The sequence below is a fragment of the Pseudoalteromonas sp. TP27 genome (assembly GCF_056470645.1).
In genome coordinates, this window is sequence record NZ_JARDAK010000030.1 from 1 (window position 1) to 16,558 (window position 16,558).

The 16,558-nt window shown below is 38.9% G+C and carries 21 protein-coding genes; 4 read left to right on the forward strand and 17 right to left on the reverse strand.

The window, feature by feature from the left end; all coding sequences use genetic code 11:
• The first annotated feature begins 218 nt into the window (after window positions 1-218).
• Window positions 219-698: an RNA recognition motif domain-containing protein gene (locus PX700_RS20395; RefSeq protein ID WP_479521753.1), complete on the forward strand. Its 480-nt coding sequence runs from the start codon at window positions 219-221 to the stop codon at window positions 696-698.
• On the opposite strand, the gene murI is transcribed toward PX700_RS20395, so the two are convergent.
• Window positions 661-1,461 (reverse strand): glutamate racemase, encoded by an 801-nt coding sequence (gene murI / locus PX700_RS20400; protein WP_479521754.1) that lies wholly within the window; start codon window positions 1,459-1,461, stop codon window positions 661-663. The genes PX700_RS20395 and murI overlap by 38 nt on opposite strands.
• 65 nt (window positions 1,462-1,526) lie before the next feature.
• On the reverse strand, window positions 1,527-2,666 hold the full coding sequence (locus PX700_RS20405) for a DUF5610 domain-containing protein (protein ID WP_479521755.1): 1,140 nt from the start codon (window positions 2,664-2,666) through the stop codon (window positions 1,527-1,529).
• A gap of 162 nt (window positions 2,667-2,828) precedes the next feature.
• Between PX700_RS20405 and trmA the strand changes: the two genes are divergently transcribed.
• Window positions 2,829-3,926 (forward strand): tRNA (uridine(54)-C5)-methyltransferase TrmA, encoded by a 1,098-nt coding sequence (trmA, locus tag PX700_RS20410; protein ID WP_479521756.1) that lies wholly within the window; start codon window positions 2,829-2,831, stop codon window positions 3,924-3,926.
• Window positions 3,927-3,936: 10 nt separating this feature from the next.
• On the opposite strand, the gene PX700_RS20415 is transcribed toward trmA, so the two are convergent.
• The 5 genes from PX700_RS20415 to ccoG form a co-directional block, all read right to left on the reverse strand.
• Window positions 3,937-4,389, reverse strand: coding sequence for a 2-thiouracil desulfurase family protein (locus PX700_RS20415; protein ID WP_415638775.1), 453 nt, complete (start codon window positions 4,387-4,389; stop codon window positions 3,937-3,939).
• Window positions 4,390-4,448: 59 nt separating this feature from the next.
• Window positions 4,449-5,087 (reverse strand): thiol:disulfide interchange protein DsbA/DsbL, encoded by a 639-nt coding sequence (locus PX700_RS20420; protein ID WP_197240535.1) that lies wholly within the window; start codon window positions 5,085-5,087, stop codon window positions 4,449-4,451.
• A gap of 16 nt (window positions 5,088-5,103) precedes the next feature.
• Window positions 5,104-5,727, reverse strand: a complete 624-nt coding sequence (locus PX700_RS20425) for a thiol:disulfide interchange protein DsbA/DsbL (RefSeq protein WP_479521757.1) — start codon at window positions 5,725-5,727, stop codon at window positions 5,104-5,106.
• Window positions 5,728-5,761: 34 nt separating this feature from the next.
• Window positions 5,762-6,736, reverse strand: coding sequence for a serine/threonine protein kinase (locus tag PX700_RS20430; RefSeq protein ID WP_166421589.1), 975 nt, complete (start codon window positions 6,734-6,736; stop codon window positions 5,762-5,764).
• A gap of 83 nt (window positions 6,737-6,819) precedes the next feature.
• Complete coding sequence (gene ccoG, locus PX700_RS20435; RefSeq protein ID WP_415638777.1) at window positions 6,820-8,250, reverse strand: cytochrome c oxidase accessory protein CcoG; 1,431 nt, start codon at window positions 8,248-8,250, stop codon at window positions 6,820-6,822.
• Window positions 8,251-8,538: 288 nt separating this feature from the next.
• Between ccoG and PX700_RS20440 the strand changes: the two genes are divergently transcribed.
• Window positions 8,539-8,898: a hypothetical protein gene (locus tag PX700_RS20440; RefSeq protein WP_415638778.1), complete on the forward strand. Its 360-nt coding sequence runs from the start codon at window positions 8,539-8,541 to the stop codon at window positions 8,896-8,898.
• Window positions 8,898-9,104, forward strand: a complete 207-nt coding sequence (locus PX700_RS20445) for a hypothetical protein (RefSeq protein ID WP_166421592.1) — start codon at window positions 8,898-8,900, stop codon at window positions 9,102-9,104. The genes PX700_RS20440 and PX700_RS20445 overlap by 1 nt, the downstream gene beginning before the upstream one ends.
• Window positions 9,105-9,128: 24 nt before the next feature.
• On the opposite strand, the gene PX700_RS20450 is transcribed toward PX700_RS20445, so the two are convergent.
• The 10 genes from PX700_RS20450 to gspF all read right to left on the reverse strand — a co-directional run bounded on the left by PX700_RS20450 (window position 9,129) and on the right by gspF (window position 16,558).
• A complete protein-coding gene (locus tag PX700_RS20450) occupies window positions 9,129-9,716 on the reverse strand; it encodes a UPF0149 family protein (protein WP_479521758.1) in 588 nt (195 codons plus the stop codon).
• A gap of 22 nt (window positions 9,717-9,738) precedes the next feature.
• Window positions 9,739-10,497, reverse strand: a complete 759-nt coding sequence (locus tag PX700_RS20455; protein ID WP_415638781.1) for a type II secretion system protein N — start codon at window positions 10,495-10,497, stop codon at window positions 9,739-9,741.
• 3 nt (window positions 10,498-10,500) lie between these two features.
• Window positions 10,501-10,974 (reverse strand): type II secretion system protein GspM, encoded by a 474-nt coding sequence (gene gspM, locus PX700_RS20460; RefSeq protein WP_166421595.1) that lies wholly within the window; start codon window positions 10,972-10,974, stop codon window positions 10,501-10,503.
• Window positions 10,971-12,179, reverse strand: a complete 1,209-nt coding sequence (gene gspL, locus PX700_RS20465) for a type II secretion system protein GspL (RefSeq protein ID WP_415638782.1) — start codon at window positions 12,177-12,179, stop codon at window positions 10,971-10,973. Before gspL ends, gspM begins: the two co-directional genes overlap by 4 nt.
• A complete protein-coding gene (gene gspK / locus PX700_RS20470; RefSeq protein ID WP_479521759.1) occupies window positions 12,176-13,165 on the reverse strand; it encodes a type II secretion system minor pseudopilin GspK in 990 nt (329 codons plus the stop codon). Before gspK ends, gspL begins: the two co-directional genes overlap by 4 nt.
• A complete protein-coding gene (gene gspJ / locus PX700_RS20475) occupies window positions 13,158-13,808 on the reverse strand; it encodes a type II secretion system minor pseudopilin GspJ (RefSeq protein ID WP_197181528.1) in 651 nt (216 codons plus the stop codon). Before gspJ ends, gspK begins: the two co-directional genes overlap by 8 nt.
• The gene (gspI, locus tag PX700_RS20480) at window positions 13,809-14,183 is read right to left on the reverse strand and encodes a type II secretion system minor pseudopilin GspI (RefSeq protein ID WP_002962039.1); all 375 of its coding nucleotides are present in this window, start codon (window positions 14,181-14,183) and stop codon (window positions 13,809-13,811) included. It lies immediately after the preceding gene.
• The gene (locus tag PX700_RS20485) at window positions 14,183-14,770 is read right to left on the reverse strand and encodes a prepilin-type N-terminal cleavage/methylation domain-containing protein (protein ID WP_479521760.1); all 588 of its coding nucleotides are present in this window, start codon (window positions 14,768-14,770) and stop codon (window positions 14,183-14,185) included. Before PX700_RS20485 ends, gspI begins: the two co-directional genes overlap by 1 nt.
• 49 nt (window positions 14,771-14,819) lie before the next feature.
• Window positions 14,820-15,242: a type II secretion system major pseudopilin GspG gene (gspG, locus tag PX700_RS20490; protein WP_415638786.1), complete on the reverse strand. Its 423-nt coding sequence runs from the start codon at window positions 15,240-15,242 to the stop codon at window positions 14,820-14,822.
• 80 nt (window positions 15,243-15,322) lie between these two features.
• On the reverse strand, window positions 15,323-16,558 hold the full coding sequence (gene gspF / locus PX700_RS20495) for a type II secretion system inner membrane protein GspF (RefSeq protein WP_479521761.1): 1,236 nt from the start codon (window positions 16,556-16,558) through the stop codon (window positions 15,323-15,325).

Sequence of the window (16,558 nt, forward strand, 5' to 3'; positions counted from 1 at the left end):
AAAAACAGATCAACCCTTTTTTTAGATCTTTTTACTGTTCGAACAAAAATAGAACAAAACAACGTAAAACCACATGAAAACACACCTAAGGTGATGCTTTTTTGTGCTCTTATTTATTATTTAATACAAATATCATTGCTATGTTTGATTTAGACGTTAAGATAGCAAGTTCACAATGTTAAATTAATGTTTATTTCCTGTTTATTGGTAGATCTAAAATGAAATTACCCGATCAAAAATCTTTTATCTTCTCTGTTATTCTTGCTGTAGTTGGTTTTGTTGTTGTTGAGTTTGCTTTAAGCGGCTTAGCTTTAAACCCTGCGTTACTATTTGGTGCTGGTTTATTAATAGGTGCGATTGCTATTGCTGCAATGTCATCTGATGTGACTGAAGAAGCTGAAGTTAAAACAAAAACGCTTTATGTTGGTAACCTTCCTTATCGTGCAAACGAAGGTGTGGTTCGTGCATTATTTGAAGAACAAGGCAAAGTATTCAATGTTCGTTTATTAAAGGATAAGAATACTGGCAAGCGTCGTGGCTTTGGTTTTGTTGAAATGGCGCAAGCTGATGCAGACAATGCAATTGCTAACTTAAACGATAGCGAGTTCCAACAACGTACTTTAAAGGTACGTGAAGCAAAACAAAAACAAGAAGATGATTCTAATGCTCTACGTACTGAGACGGATCAGTCAGTGTAACTAGCTTTACCGCTAGCTTATTGCTAAACACATCAGCCGTTGCATAATATTGCAGCGGCTTTTTTATGTCTGTTAGTTTATTCACACATAAGTTAAGTTCGTTAAGTAAGTAACTAACCCTATTTGCTATCGCTACACCTGAATCAAGTAATTTTACATTCCCTTCAAAATACTGACTCATCGGCCCTGCTAGAATTGGAAAGTGCGTACACCCCAGTACAAGTACATCTATAGTTTTATCTATATGCAGACCATCTAGTGCTTGGTGCAACTTGTCTGTATCCAAGGACTCTGTAAAAAAATATTGCTCAGCTAAGGCTACTAACTCCACACTGCTATATAGATTAACAACTACATTACACGCATGTTCAGCAATTAACGTTTTAGTGTATGAACTGGCGACCGTTGCTGGTGTGGCTAATAAGCCAATATGATTTGAACGTGTTAACTCTGCGGCAGGCTTTATTGCTGGCACAACACCTACAATTGGAATATCTGTCACTTGGCGAACTGCACTAAGTGCAGATGTGGAAGCGGTATTACACGCTATTACAATTAAATCAACGTTAAGCGTATTGGATTTGATGAAATGAATAAGTGAGCACAATCGGTTAATGATTGTTTGCTGGGATTGAGCACCATAAGGTAGTAAAGCATTATCCATAAAATAGCTGTACTGAGCATTGGGGATACTTTGCATTATATGCTCAAGTACAGTAGTTCCACCAATACCTGAATCAAAGACCATTATATGCGCTGACAAACTACCGTTCCCACTTTACTTTAAGAACGGCAGTTTGCCATGAGGTATTTATAAAAGAAAGTAGTTTAACTTTCCGTGGTTTCTAAATTAGCAAGATCGTCGGCTGCCGAATTTAACTGATTAAGGTTTTCGAACATAGACTTTGTGTAATCTACTAACTTATCTATTTGTTCCTGATCTTGATTTAGCCACTGTAGAATTCCAGCTAGTTGATTTTGTAATCCAAGTTCGCCTGCTTTTTCAAAAGCATTTTTAAGGTCGTCATTAAAAGGGGCTAAACCCTCTGCGACTTGTTTTTCTGGTGCTGGTTTATATTCTTCATAGCTTTTAACTGTTGCTATTGTTTTTGTTTGGCGTAAATCCATAGAAAAAGCCACCAGCTGATCACTCTCTAAACTCAGCTCTTGTGCTTGTTCAAATGCTTTATCTAGATCACCACCAAAAAATGTTTTACTTAAATCTTGTAAATCTTCCATCATCGCATTAATAGCTTCTTGCTCTTGCTCATTTAAGTCACCATTTACCGACATCGAAAATGATACCTGTCGAGATTGCGATGATGAGCTTGCGAACGACTCGCCATTACTATTTTGCTGATAGCCGCTTGCCGATTGAGATTCGAATGCATCTGCAAAGCTAATACTTACCTCGTCACCTTCTGCGGTGGTAAACTTATACTCTGCATTGCTAGTCATACTGACATATTGAGCCTGGCTTATATTTACGCTGGCAGGTTGTGGGTTAAATAACGACTCTTCAAACTTATCGAGCCCATTGTAAATGCCCCCTTTAGATTTATTAATCCCCTCTTCCATGTCATCATTAAATACACCTGTTCCTTTAAGTTCATCAACAGCGTCGTCAATCCCTATTTGGACTCCTTTGCGTGCGTCGCCTAACATATCTTTGAGCTTTTCGTCATCAGCGCCGTTAGCTTTTGCTTTGTTAACAGCACTACTTACAAAATCGAGTACGTTTTTTACTATTTCATCAAAATCAAAGAGTGGTTTATCTGCTTTTTTTTCTGCTATGGGCAATCCAAGTTGCTCAGCCATTTTATCGCCAAGCACCTTTGCGGCCAACTCTCGGCCTCGTTGTTGATAGCTATCTTGAGGAGACGTAATTGTAGGTTGCTGTATATCAGCTTTATTATTGAATTTATTGATGTTGTTGTTTGGCATAAAGCCATAATTACCTATTTTCATGATTCGTCTCCTAAGCGTGCGTAGTTTATTATCGGCTATAACAACAAAAACTAAAGTACAATGTTCAATAAAACAGCATAAATGCTAGCCAAAACTAGACAAATACGCAGCGCTCCCTACAATAGCGCCGATAAACAGATCTTAGAGAAGGTAGTAGCGTTAATGGCAGTTATTAAAATAGATACCACACAGTACCAAACGCAGTTAAGTGAAAAAGAGCAGCGTATTAGTGCGCAGTTTCAACGTTTTGGTGTGGAGCAACTAGAAGTATTTAGCTCAGAGCCAACTAACTACCGCCAACGTGCTGAATTTAGAGTATGGCACGACGGTGACGATCTGTTTCACATTATGTTTGATCAACAAACAAAAGAAAAAATCCGTGTTGATACATTTGACCCTGCAGCGCCTCTAGTAGGTGAAATAATGCAGGTGATGATTGAAAGCCTCAAGCCTTGCGAGATATTACGTCGTAAGTTATTTCAAATTGATTACCTATCAACGCTAAGCGGTGAAATTTTAGTAAGCTTGCTTTATCACAAACCACTTGATGAAGAGTGGCTAAGTGAAATTAAAGCGCTTAAAGAAAAGCTAAGCAGTAAATACAAGATTGACTTTATAGGCCGTGCTCGCAAACAAAAAGAAGTGCTGGGTGATGACTTTGTAACTGAGCATTTAACTGTTAATGGCCAAGAGCTTATTTACCAACAAGTAGAAAATAGCTTTACTCAGCCTAATGCAAAAGTAAATATTAATATGCTTGAGTGGACACAAGACTTATGTAAGCCACTTAAGAATGATTTATTAGAGCTTTACTGTGGTAACGGTAACTTTTCAATTGCGTTAGCGGGTTCTTTTAATAAAGTGTTAGCAACTGAAATATCAAAGTCATCTGTTCACTCAGCTCAATACAACATTGCTAAAAACAACGTAGAGAACCTAGATATTATTCGTATGTCGAGTGAAGAGTTTACTCAAGCAATGAATGGTGAGCGTACTTTTTCTCGTTTAGACGGTATTGACCTTAAAAGCTATGACTGCCAAACCATATTGGTTGATCCGCCGCGCGCTGGCATGGATGAATTAACGTGTGACTTAGTGGCTAACTACGAAAGCATAATTTATATATCGTGTAACCCTGAAACCCTAGAGCGCGACCTTGATCACTTAACACGGACACATAACGTTAAGCGCTTTGCTATATTTGATCAGTTCCCTTATACACATCACATTGAGTCGGGTGTTTTCTTACAGCGTAAATAACCAGCCAAAATTAAAGTGCCAGTACTTTTATAAGTGCTGGTATTTGCTCTTCACTAAATACTTGAATTCCATTCTTTATTAATAATGCTGTAGTTAAGCCTAGTCCTTCGATTTTTACTCCGCGATGCTTTCCATCATATATTGTATTTCGTCCGCAAGAAGGGCTCGATTCTTTAAGGAGAGCAAAACGAACTTGATTCTTTTTACAAAGTTCTAGCGCTATATTAGCTCCAGTTTGAAACTGCTCTGTTACATCTTCTCCTAAATTAGTAATTACACTCCCCTGTATTATTTCAGCTGGAGCTCTAGGAGTAGGAAGCCCACCAGCAACCTCAGGACAAAATATAATTAATCTATTTTGCTTTTGCCACAAATTAAGCTGTGGATGTAAAATTGCGTGTCCTCTACCATCGTAGCGAACAGAATGCCCTAGCAAGCAACTCGATACTAATATTTTTTCCATAGCTACATCCTTATAAAGCAAAAAAGCTCCCTGAGGAGCTTTTTTAGTTTTAGCTAAACTTACTTGTTAGCTAAGTAATTAATCAGTTTGCTAATATCTTCAGGTTCAGTAATACCCGACTCACGACCTAGGTTTAATTTATACTTACCATTTACAATAAATGTAGGTACGCCACGTAGTGCGCCTTTTTCTTTAAAGTAGTCTTGATCGCGTTTCATTTTAGAGCTCAGCGTACGTACCGAGAAGCTTTTGAAAAGTTTATCAAACTTATCCCCATCAACGCCCTGTGCTACAAATATATCTTTTACATCTGCAAGCTCATTAAATTTAGCGCGTTTGGTATGAATGTGGTTAAAGATTGCAGAAATAATCTGATCTTTTTGTGGAAGTACTTCTGCAGTAGCAAGTGCTTGGCTCATCATCTGTTGGTTTTCTGGGTCACGTACACCTACGAAATCAACATGGCTCTTTTTAAATTTAACGTTTTTATCAAGCTTAGGCTTAAACTCACCAATTACTGCTTCCATGTTGTTACATGCTGGGCAGTAAAATGAGAAAAACTCTTTAATTTCTGGCTTTTTAGTTGCGCGCTCAGAAACCACATCGTAATGCACACCTTCTTCATACGTTGCTGCAAAGCTTGTTGCCGCCATAGGAAGTAGTACTGCAAGCAAACCTGCTTTAACTAATTTAATCATTATTATGCTCCGAAATTTATAGTGCTAATAAAAACGCTACTAACTCATCAAGTTCTTTTTGATTTTTGATGGTGTTGAGGTTTATTTTATATTTGTCGTTAACAATAAAAGTAGGAACGCCCGTTAAGGCACCTAATTTTGAATACTTGTTTTGATTATCTTGTAATGCTTGCTCAGCAGCAATTACTGGCATGCTTGCCATGTCTTGATCGAACGTCGCGCTATCAATACCATTTACTTCAAGTAGTTTTTTAACGTCTTTCATTTCAGTTAAAGGTGCACGTTGAACATGGATACTTTTAAAAATTTGATCGCTAATACTCTGCGCCTGACCATGCTGTTTAGCAATTAAATAAGCAAAGCTTAAGTTACTTTGAGCTTGCGGCGACACACCACCTAAAAAGTTAACGTGGTTTTTAATAAACTTAGCGCCTTCTGGCAGAGCTTGTTCAATTGCTTTTGCTACTGGTTCAAACTTAAAACAATGTGGGCAATAATATGAGAAAAACTCAGTTACTTGCGGTGATGCACTTTTTTCTACATCAATAACAGTGTATTGATTATCAACTTCAAACTGTGCAGCAAGTGCTGCAAATGGTAAACATAAAAGTAATAAACTCAGTTTTAATTTTTTAAGCATTGGTATCTCGTTGTACTTGTCTTTAAATAAAATATTACGGCAATAACTTTAACGGTGCTTCTTGCAATGCTGCAAGTTGCTCCTTCAGTGCTAAAATTTGTTGCTCCCAGTATTTGTCATCAGCAAACCATGTAAAATTCCGCACAAAGGCAGGATCGCTCCATCGTTTAGCTACCCATCCCATATAATGAATAATACGCATTGCTCGCAGCGGTTCAATTAATTTGAGTTGAGAGTGATCAAAATCACAAAACTCTTCATACGCATTCACAAGGGTGTCTAACTGTAACAGTTGCGTAGCTCTATCGCCACTGAGCATCATCCATAAATCTTGGATTGCAGGACCTTGGCGGCTGTCATCTAAATCAACAAACATGAGCGCATCACCTGCCCACAAAATATTACCAACGTGGCAGTCACCATGTAAGCGAATACTTTGCACATCTTTATACTGTTTTTGCGCCTGCTCTATCACTAAATCTAAAATAGTATAAAAAGCAGTATTTATTCCCATCGGCACTAAGTTACTTTTTTGTAGATGAACTTTGGCTGTATGCAAATACTCATCGCAGGTAACTGTTGGTCTGTAAGTAAAAGGTTTTGTTTTAGCGACTTGGTGCATACGGCCAATTAAACGCCCCATTACATCAAGCTGGTCTAAATTATCAACCTCAAATAAACGCCCGCCTACACTTGGAAACAACACAAACAAATAACCTTCGTGTTCAAACAAGCTTTGTCCATTATATAAAATAGGGGCTACAACAGGCACTTCTGCTTCTGCTAGTTCAAATGCAAAATCATGTTCTTCTTGAATTTGCTCCCTACTCCAACGCTCTGGTCGATAAAACTTCACTACGTAACGCAGACCATCATCGGCTTTAAATTGGTACACTCTGTTTTCATAGCTATTGAGCGCCAATAAACCTGACTCGGCGTACACACCTACGCTTTCTATTGCATCGAGTATTAGGTCGGGTGTTAAATCAATAAAACTAAATTTACTCATACTCTTCTTATATAAAATAAAAGCGGGTTATATACCCGCTTTTGTTAATTGCTATACCAGCCTAACATAAAGGCAGACTGTTATTACCGCGCTTTAAAAAAGTTACTTGGCTGCGATATTGTTTCATCTGGCTCACTAACCGGCGAAAGCACAAAGTTAAACTCTGTCATTGGCGCTTTTAAATCATAAGGGTCCATTACAAGTGACAATGGCACGTTATGAGATTGCCCTGCTTGCACTGTAAATGATTGCTTCCCTATGTATTTAAAGTTATCTAACCCTTGCACTTTAATATTGAAGGTTTGCTCGTACTGCGCTTTATTAATTACCTTTAACGTATACGTGTTCTCTACCAAACCATCAAAATCGACACGATATAATTGGTTTCGATCACGAATAATATCAAAGTCCATTGTTTTACGCAGTGCTATATTAGCGACAAGTGCACCCGTAAGCACAACAAGTATGACCGTGTAACCGATGATTTTAGCTCGTAGTGGATTCGTTTTATTTTCTGGCGTTTCGAGATTTCGTTCAGTCGTATATGAAATAAGCCCACGCGGGTATTCCATTTTGTCCATTACGCCATCACAAGCATCAATACATGCACCACAGTTAATACACTCAGCTTGTAGCCCGTTTCTAATATCAATACCGGTTGGGCACACTTGAACACACAGGTTGCAGTCGATACAGTCGCCCAGTTCTAAATCTTCATGGTCTACTTTACGTGAGCGTGGACCACGGCTTTCACCACGGCTTTCATCGTACGTTACTGTGTATGTGTCTTTATCAAACATAGCTGATTGAAAACGTGAGTAAGGGCAAATGTGTAAACACATAATTTCTCGCATCCAACCTGCGTTGCCATAGGTACATGCTGCAAAGAATATAATGCTTACCAGAGCATAACCACCTACATTAAAAGTGACAAAATCAGGAAGTAATTCTCTTATAGGCGTAAAGTAACCCACAAAAGAAATAGCGGTATATAACGAAAACAATACCCAACTAGTATGCTTTGCTGTTTTACGCCAAAGCTTATCAAAGTTCATAGGGCGCTGATCGAGCTTTTTACGCTGATTAGCCGTGCCTTCAAACTTTTCTTCGAACCAAATAAAAATAAAGGTCCATACAGTTTGCGGGCAGGTATAGCCACACCACACCCGCCCATAAAAGGTGGTCACTAAAAATAGTGCAAATGCTGCCAGCATAAAGATAAACGCTAATATGGTGAAATCTTGAGGCCATAGCGTTAAACCAAAAATATTGTATTTTTGACCAATTAGATCAAACAGCACAGCTTGCTGGCCGTTAAAATTAATCCAAGGTAGTAACATAAACGCAAGTAGGCCTAAAAAGCCAATGCGCTGCCTAAGTAATTGATGCAGGCCTTTTACAGCACGCACATAAATACGATTTCGGGGGTTGAACCTATCATCTTGACGGCTTAAATCCGGTTTTTGGATTTTCACCTCTACAGGGATATTCTTTACTTTAATTTGCTTGTCCATCGAAGTTCCTCAACGCCGCTTGGAAATAAAAACCCAGCAATACTCAAGTACTCTATACTTAAAGTTAGCAAATTACTTGCTAGGCATATTTACTTTACTAAATTGCCATCTCGAATACTTTCAGATATTTCAGAAATATCTGACTGCTGTTAACCATTATAACAATGTTGGTTAAAATTACTGGCATAGATTGCTAATAATTTATTCATCCCAGTTACTTGCTTTTAAAATGCAGTTTATTACACTGCATGGTAATTCAACCCTACTTAGATCAAGGTTAACGTATCCATGAAAAAATTTATTATTTTGGTAGTTGTGATCCTGGCCTTTTTTACAATCGATCATCCGCTTATAAAAGAACCTCGAGAAAAGTTATTAGGTGAAGGCATTGGTTTTTTAAGTGATGCAAGTAAGGTCAATAGAAGCCCAGCTGCCAATATGGCTAAAAATAGAATAAGCTCGCAGTTAAAGCTTTCTGAATCTGAGGGTGAGTACGTAGAAAAAACATTTACAACTGATGACTCTGTTCAGTTATTTCACCTACGCTATTGTCGTGAGCGTGACTTAAACCTTTATTTTTATGACGACCGTTTAAATACGGTATGTAAAATAGTGACTGACGCACTAGAGCAAAAGCGAGCTAAGTAATGGATTTTTCGAATTTAAATAAAAAAGCAAGCGACTCATTTCATAAGCAGCGCAATATGCTCAAGCAATTAGCGCAAGGAAAAACGTTAAAGTGTGAGAAGTGTAATGGGGTTTTAACACTTGATTTAGCCACCAGCGAGCCTGGTAAAGGTATGGTAAAGTGCAAGCAAGGCTGTACTGATATTGTATTAGAACTAAGCGCTTAGATTATCTAAGCGCTTAAGCTAAAACTATTCGTCCCAGCTGTCATCAGTTATTAAACCACTGTTAATGGCAACAACTTCTATAAGCTCCGCAAAGCCTAGTGCAAAGTCACCCATCGATTCATATTGATACTGGCATAAGGCTTCTTTAGTCATACTATTTTGCTGAGCAATCTGAGTAATTGCTTGCTGATCAAGAGCAAAAAAGCTCAGTGTACTTAATGCACTCTCTAATGCTTCTTTAAATTCAGCATCTAACTCAGATGCATTTAAAAGTGGCTCTGCATATGCTTTAGTAGCCACTAAAAAGCCTTCGCTCCATGGTTTACAAAACTCAATAGTAAACTCAACGGGTAGTTTGTATCCTGTTTCAAATACTTGCTCACTAATTTTATGGTATAGCGCCATAAACAAAAAAAGCATTTCTTCATCTAAATCATTGGCTGTGCTTGGTAATATTTGCTCAAGCCACTCGTGCACATCTAATGGGGTGGGCGAACAAATAACGCCAAATAAATAGCCTTGGCTTTGCTCAAGGGTCATTGCTTTAGATTGGGTATTTAAAAATGTGCTGAGCTGCTTTGCTTGCAGCTCAGTAAATTGGGGTATTTGCATTAAAACTCTTTATATTCAAACATTAAAAGTTGAGCGGATAACGACCTTGGCTATCTGGTCGGCCTAAAAATTTAACCGCATCATGTACATCTTTAGGTAAGCTCGCATCTGGTTTTACATACCCTGCCACACTAAAGTCGAAATTAGCTTTAAGTGTAGCATCTGCTTCAAGGCCAAGCGTATTATCTGGGTCAATTAATATTGCCACGTCGCCCGACTTACAGCTTAACTTGCCAGCCAGAGGACCAATATTAAACCACCCATTTAAGCCTTGTACGTCAATATTAGGGCTCGCTATTTCACCTTTTAATGAATCACAATAAGGTGCGCCTGAGCTGTATTCATTAAGCTCTAAAATTACGCGCCCCTTTGCGGTTACAGGTAGGGGTAGTTGTACGCGTTGCATTGCACGCTCTACTGTTGAACGTACTAAGGCGTCAGTTACTTTAACTTTTTTATTAAAAAGCCCATAGCTTACATCTGCGTATCCCGAAATATCAGTGCGCTCTCGTGCATTACCAAACTTTATATTCGCATTTAAATTGCCTGTAAACAATTTCCACCCGGCAATATCCCAGCGCACATTATTTAACTGCTCGCCATCAAAGCGAACTTGCATCATTTGACCTTGCCAAACAGTACCTACAGTTTGGCCAACTTCTAGCTGCTTTGGTAAGTATGGCTTTGCTACATCAAGCGCAATACTTGCTGGTAATTTAATAATACAAAACACAATAAAACTAATTAAAAAGACAGCCGATAACGTTATTATTTTTTTCATTAATTAATTCTCTAATACTAAACGGCTTACACGCACATAGCCTGATTTATCATCGCGGCTTAAATCTAAGTTTTCGATTTTTAAACCATGCTGATTTACTAGCTCATCTAGCCACTCTATTAATTGATTGAACTCTACAGAGTCGAGCGTTAAACGAAGTGAACCCGTACTAGGCTGCATTTTACTAATATTTATTTGATAGCGACCACGTGTAGAATTAACAACTTGGCTTAAGTTTGTATTACTCGCCACACTCGTGTTGCCTGCGGCTTTTAGTTTTACAATACTTTCGTCAACCCAAGCTAATAGCTCTTGTTGTTTTATTTGAGATTGCTGTGCTTTTTCTATCGCATTATTTAATGGTCTAAATATCCCCATTACTAAAATAAAAATAATAAACACACCACCAGCAACCATTACCAATTGTTGTTCTTGCTCTTTAAGCGAACGCCATTGTTGCATTAACTGCTTTTTCATACTGCACCTCGCAGTTTAATTTCGCCAACGACATAATCACCGTCGTTATTTAAAGAACCTTGCTCAACCGTTAAACCTTGTTTTTCAAGTATAATTTTTACTTTACCAAAGGTTTGGAAGTCTTTAGCGCGCGCACGAATACGTAACTCATTGCGACGCTTGTCATAACGAAGAGTTTCAGGTGTAAATTCGCTCACTTGCGAAAACACATCAACTAAATTAGTCGTTAAGTCTAAAAAGCCCGACTCACTTGAGCCTTGTATTTTATCTAACGCGCCTTTAATTTGGCTTTTAATCAGATTAGGGCGAACTTTAGTTCCCGGAAATGCTTTTTGATATCTGTCGACTACTTGAGCTTTAGCTACTTCTACTTGTGTATTAAGTTGGTTTAACTCAATCGCTTTTATTGTAATAGTAGCGGCCAATGCAACACTTGCTATAATTGCGGCGCCTTTCCAGTAACCCCACCATAAAGCGCTTTGTTTTTTAAGCTGATACATACCTTGGCGTAGGTTGAACTTAACGCTATCTAGCTGCTTTGCAAATAATGCTAAAGGAAGGTCGTACTCACTCGTTTGCGCTTGTAAGTTAACGCTCTCAGGAAACTGATTAGCAGGGCTAAAATGTTTAATATCAGGATTACCCATTGCTGTTAAGTAACCATTTAACCAACTAAATTCAACCGCACCAATATGCCATTCTCCTTGTTTAAATAACCATTGGTTATTGAGCTCAATAGCAGTTACTGCGCCCTCCTCTGCTATTGGTAGCAACAAAGCATCGGGTAATATTCTGTATACTGATAAATTATGCTCAGTAAATAATGCGAGCCATTGTTCAAACCATTCACGGTCAGTCATAGCTACACGTATTGCATGTTGCTCTCCAAGCATTGTCGGCTGCGCTACTGCTATAAACAGTTCATCTACGTCACATGCTATATCTTCTTCGAGCATGTATGGCAGTGCTTGCTCGAGCTTGCGATTCCATTTTGTTGGCAAAGCAACCGTTTTTAATTGCACTTGATCACTGGGTAATAACACGACCACTTCTCGGGTAAGTGCTTTTTCGCTTAACTCACTTAAATGCTCTGCATTTGGTAACTCGCCACTGGCTATTATTTCTTGTTCTTGTGGTGAGTAAATTAACCAATTAAGCAATTCTTGCTCGGTTTGACCCGTGCGGATCAACAGTATTTCTGTCACTGTACGCCTCCAAATTTTCGCGCCAGTATCGTTACGTCGCCGTCTTTAGCGTGCAGTAATGTGGTCATCGAAAAACGCAGGTCGACAAAATTTGCCTGCGTTTGTAATTTAAAATATTCGCTTTTAATACTAAATAAACTTTTTACTGCGTCAGTATTAGTGCCGCCTTGCTGCTTAACCTGTTCAAAAAATTCATCAATGGTGTCAAAGCCAGTTTGCGGCCTGGCACCTATCACCGCTTCTGCACCAGATAAGCTCAAACTTTCTATTAAGGCACTGAGTATAAGTGCTTGCTCTGGTACTAATGTATTTACATTTATAGATAAAAGCGTACTGCCGGGTATTACACATACATATGGCAGTACTTTTTCCATCACTAATGGGTTAAAGCCCTTAACTAAACGTAGCTCCGATGTTGATGCAAATAAACTATTGGCTGTCATGTACGGAAAATCTCGTGATAAATACTCGCCTTCCTCTGCACCTGAGCGATACGTTATGCTGTCCTCGTCAAGCCAATCGAATACACTATCTGCCATTGTCTCTTCTGATTCATCAGCAGGTAAGTCATCAATATTTTCAAGTAATGCAAATAGTGCTTTATGCGCAGGGTTTGTTTTACTCGCGCTGTTTGTATCTGGCGCTATGGCTAAAGCATTTAAATTTAAACATGCTTGTAAGTCAGTAATTTTGCCACTCAATGTACCATTATCAACAGGATATGAAGCATCACCTTGGGTTGCCCATATTTGGTCGAGCGTTGTCTTATCTGCATCATCTTTTTTACTTTGTATAAGCCCTTTAATAGCAAGTTCTTCTGCACCGTAGGCATACCACTTAGCTTGTTGATGGCCTTGTAAATTAGTACTTTTTTGCACTTGCACCATTAAATTAGCGCTCATCTCTACCGCCAAAATAGCAGCCAACGCCACAATAAATAAAACAATAACAAGTGCTGCGCCGCGCGATGATTGTTGCTTAACCATTATTCACACTCGTATCTTGTGTTGTGCTTGGTGGAGCAACAACTTTGCCCTGCCCTGGTACTAAAAATACTCGACGAATCGGTTCTGCTTTTATTTGTTGTAACGTAACAGCAACTGCTTTAGGAAGCGCTTTAATTTCCCATTGTTCTTGCCATTCGTTTTTATCATCTAAAAACTCAAACTTAAGTTCTTCAATATTCTCCAGTACGCGCTGCACGCGTGGTTCCATATTATCAAGCTGATCAACATATACTCTGTAAACACGTTCAAGGTTATCGTCTATCACTCTATAACCAACAGCTTGTAGCTCAGAGCGTGGTAATAAGTTTATTGGATTTATCCAACCATCTCGTACAAACGCGATACCATCGTATTGGCTTTCTAAAACGTAACGACCCGCGAGTAAGTATTGTTCTTGAACATCGCCAGACTCATTACGAACAGCTCGTTTGGTCATTTGGCTAAAATCTTGATCCATTAACCTAAAGGTAGTTTGCAACCCGTTTAACTCAGCTATTTTTTCGTCCGAAGCATCTTTAGCTCTTGTTGTCGTCTCGAGTATTTGATGAGTAGCAATAATAACAAAAGCTAAAATACCCAGTGCAACCATAACTTCAAGTAATGTAAACCCGCGCTGCTTCACTTACTTTTTGCCTTTATTTAAATACGTTGATAATTCATATGCCGAATGCTCATACTTTTCATCCGTAAAAACATTTATGGTTAACTTAACAAAGCTTTTGTCAGCAGTGGCTGTTACTTCTTGCTGCCAAAACCATTCAACACCGCCCATTACTTCACTGCCTTTAAGGTTATTTTTACCTTGCCACTGCTCACCTTTAGTACGTTGTTCAATAATAACGTTTTCGGCGACCCACGACGCATAGGTTTGCTCTTCAATAGTGGTTAAGTGATGTATATGCTCGCTTGTTGCTTGCATTGCCGCTATACCCGCCATGGCGCAAATACTTAATGCGACAAGCACTTCTAATAAGGTAAACCCTTTAGTGCGCTTCATTATTCTGGCTCTCGGCGAAAGTTAATGGGGGCTGTAAATTCACCTTCAATGTAATACACAGGCTCGCTTTGATCTTTTAACTCCAATATAAGTTGAAACGCACTCACCTCACCTGATGACAAAATAAGTACTTGTGGGATTTTCAGTTTTTTAAGCTCAAGTAAGCTGTCTTCATCGCCACCACTCATAAGCTCACGCCAGTTAGATTGCTCTAAGAGGTTATCCTGCGCCCACGCTAAATCTTCTAAATTAAGAGTGAGCTTTAATCTTTCATCTAACTCGATTGGTTTGAAAAGATCTTCACGGTCAAAGGTAATCCACTTTTCACTATCGAAAACTAAATACTCTAGCGTGTTGTCTTCAACTAATAAGCCCAATTCAACTTGGTTTAAAATAGCAAATTCCGATGCCATATTAATGGTGGTATGCATCCTGAGTGCTTGGGTATCTAACTCATCCTCAGCACCGCCTTCTAAGCTGTATACCACCATTTTGGTGGCAAAAGCGATGATCACTAATACCACTAAAATTTCTATTAAACTAAAGCCGCTGCTTTTTGCATAGCGCTGCTTAAGGCTTGCTTTCATAGCAAGCCTCTAGCATTAACATGTTCATACAAAGCAGTGTACTTAAGCATTATTGTTTTTCTTCGTCCCAGTTACCGATATCATCATCAGTACTTACTTCACCATCTGGGCCCATAGAAAAAATATCAAACTTGCCAATTTCACCTGGGCTGATTAGTTGATATCGATTGCCCCATGGATCCTCTGGTAGTTCATTAATAAAACCACCATCAGGGAAACGCTTTGGAACCGGTTCAATACTTGTTTGAGTAACAAGCGCTTCAAGACCTTGCTCTGTGCTTGGGTAACTCTTATTTTTAAGCTTGTATAAGCTCATTGCATCTTCTAACTGCTGAATATCTAGATGCGCTTTATCAATAGCAGCCTCTTCTTGCTGACCCATAATATTAGGTGCCACAATTGACATAATCATCCCGATGATAACCAGTACCACCATCACTTCTAGTAAAGAAAAACCTGATTGTTTATTCACGTAATTACCTCATTATTCTAAAAACACTAAGTAAAAATGGTTTAGGTAAAACCATTAATATATTTAAAAATTATTTTAACTTAAAGTCCAACAGCTTTATTCATCGCCATTATTGGCTGTAATATTGCCATTACTATAAATAATACAATAACCGCCATTGAGGCGATCATCGCAGGCTCTAGTAGTTTAAGCGATACATTAACCATGCTCTCAAATTCGCGATCTTGGTTATTTGCAGCACGCTCTAGCATTTGCTCTAGTTCACCTGATTTTTCACCACTTGCTATCATATGCAGCATCATTGGTGGAAACAACTTAGTTTGCTGAAGCGCAGCTCTTAAGCTTGCCCCCTCACTCACTCTATCGGATGCATCAGCAACCGCTTTTTTAATTTTTTCGTTAATGAGTACGTCGCCCGATATACGCATTCCTTCAAGTAATGGTACAGAGCTTGATGATAAAATACTTAAAGTACGCGCAAAACGTGCGGTGTTGATACCACGAGCTACTTTACCTATGCCCGGCATATGCAGCACTCGGTCATCCCACCAAAAACGTATTTTTGGCTGTTTAAGTGCATGCTTAATACCAATAGCGATGGCTGTGATGGCTATTAAACTAATAAACCAGTAATTTTGTACAAAATGGCTGCCAGCCATTACCCATTCGGTTGTCCAAGGAAGTACTTGTTTAGTTTTTTCAAATGTTTTTAATATTTTTGGTACTACAGTACCCAGTAAGACCGACACAATACCAATTGCAAACACCACTAAAATAATAGGATAAACCATTGCTTGCGTTATTTGGCTACGCATATGTTGGCGCTGCTCTGTGTAGTCGGCCAAGCGATTAAGTACTTGGTCAAGGTGACCGGACTTTTCGCCTGCGGCAACCATTGCACGATATAAATCGTCAAATACATGAGGAAACTCACTAAGGCCATCAGCAAGTGTGTAACCTTCAACTACTTTTGAGCGTACCGACATAAGCATTCGCTTTAAACGCGGCTTTTCGCATTGCTCAGCAACCGCCATAACGGCTCCTTCAACAGGAAGTGCCGATTGAATAAGTGTCGCTAATTGCCTTGTAATTAGTGCTAAATCTGAGGTTGAAATTGTTGGCTTAAAAAAGCTACCTAGCAAAGGTGCTTTTTCGCCTTTAACGTGTTTATCACTTTGCGCCGCAGGGATAACTTCAAGCGGCGTTAGTTTTTGGTCACGTAAAGTTTGGCGAATTTGTTTAGCTGTATCAGCCTCTAAAATGCCTTTTTTTTCTTTACCTCGGCCATCTAGGGCACGATATTCAAAGGCCGCCAT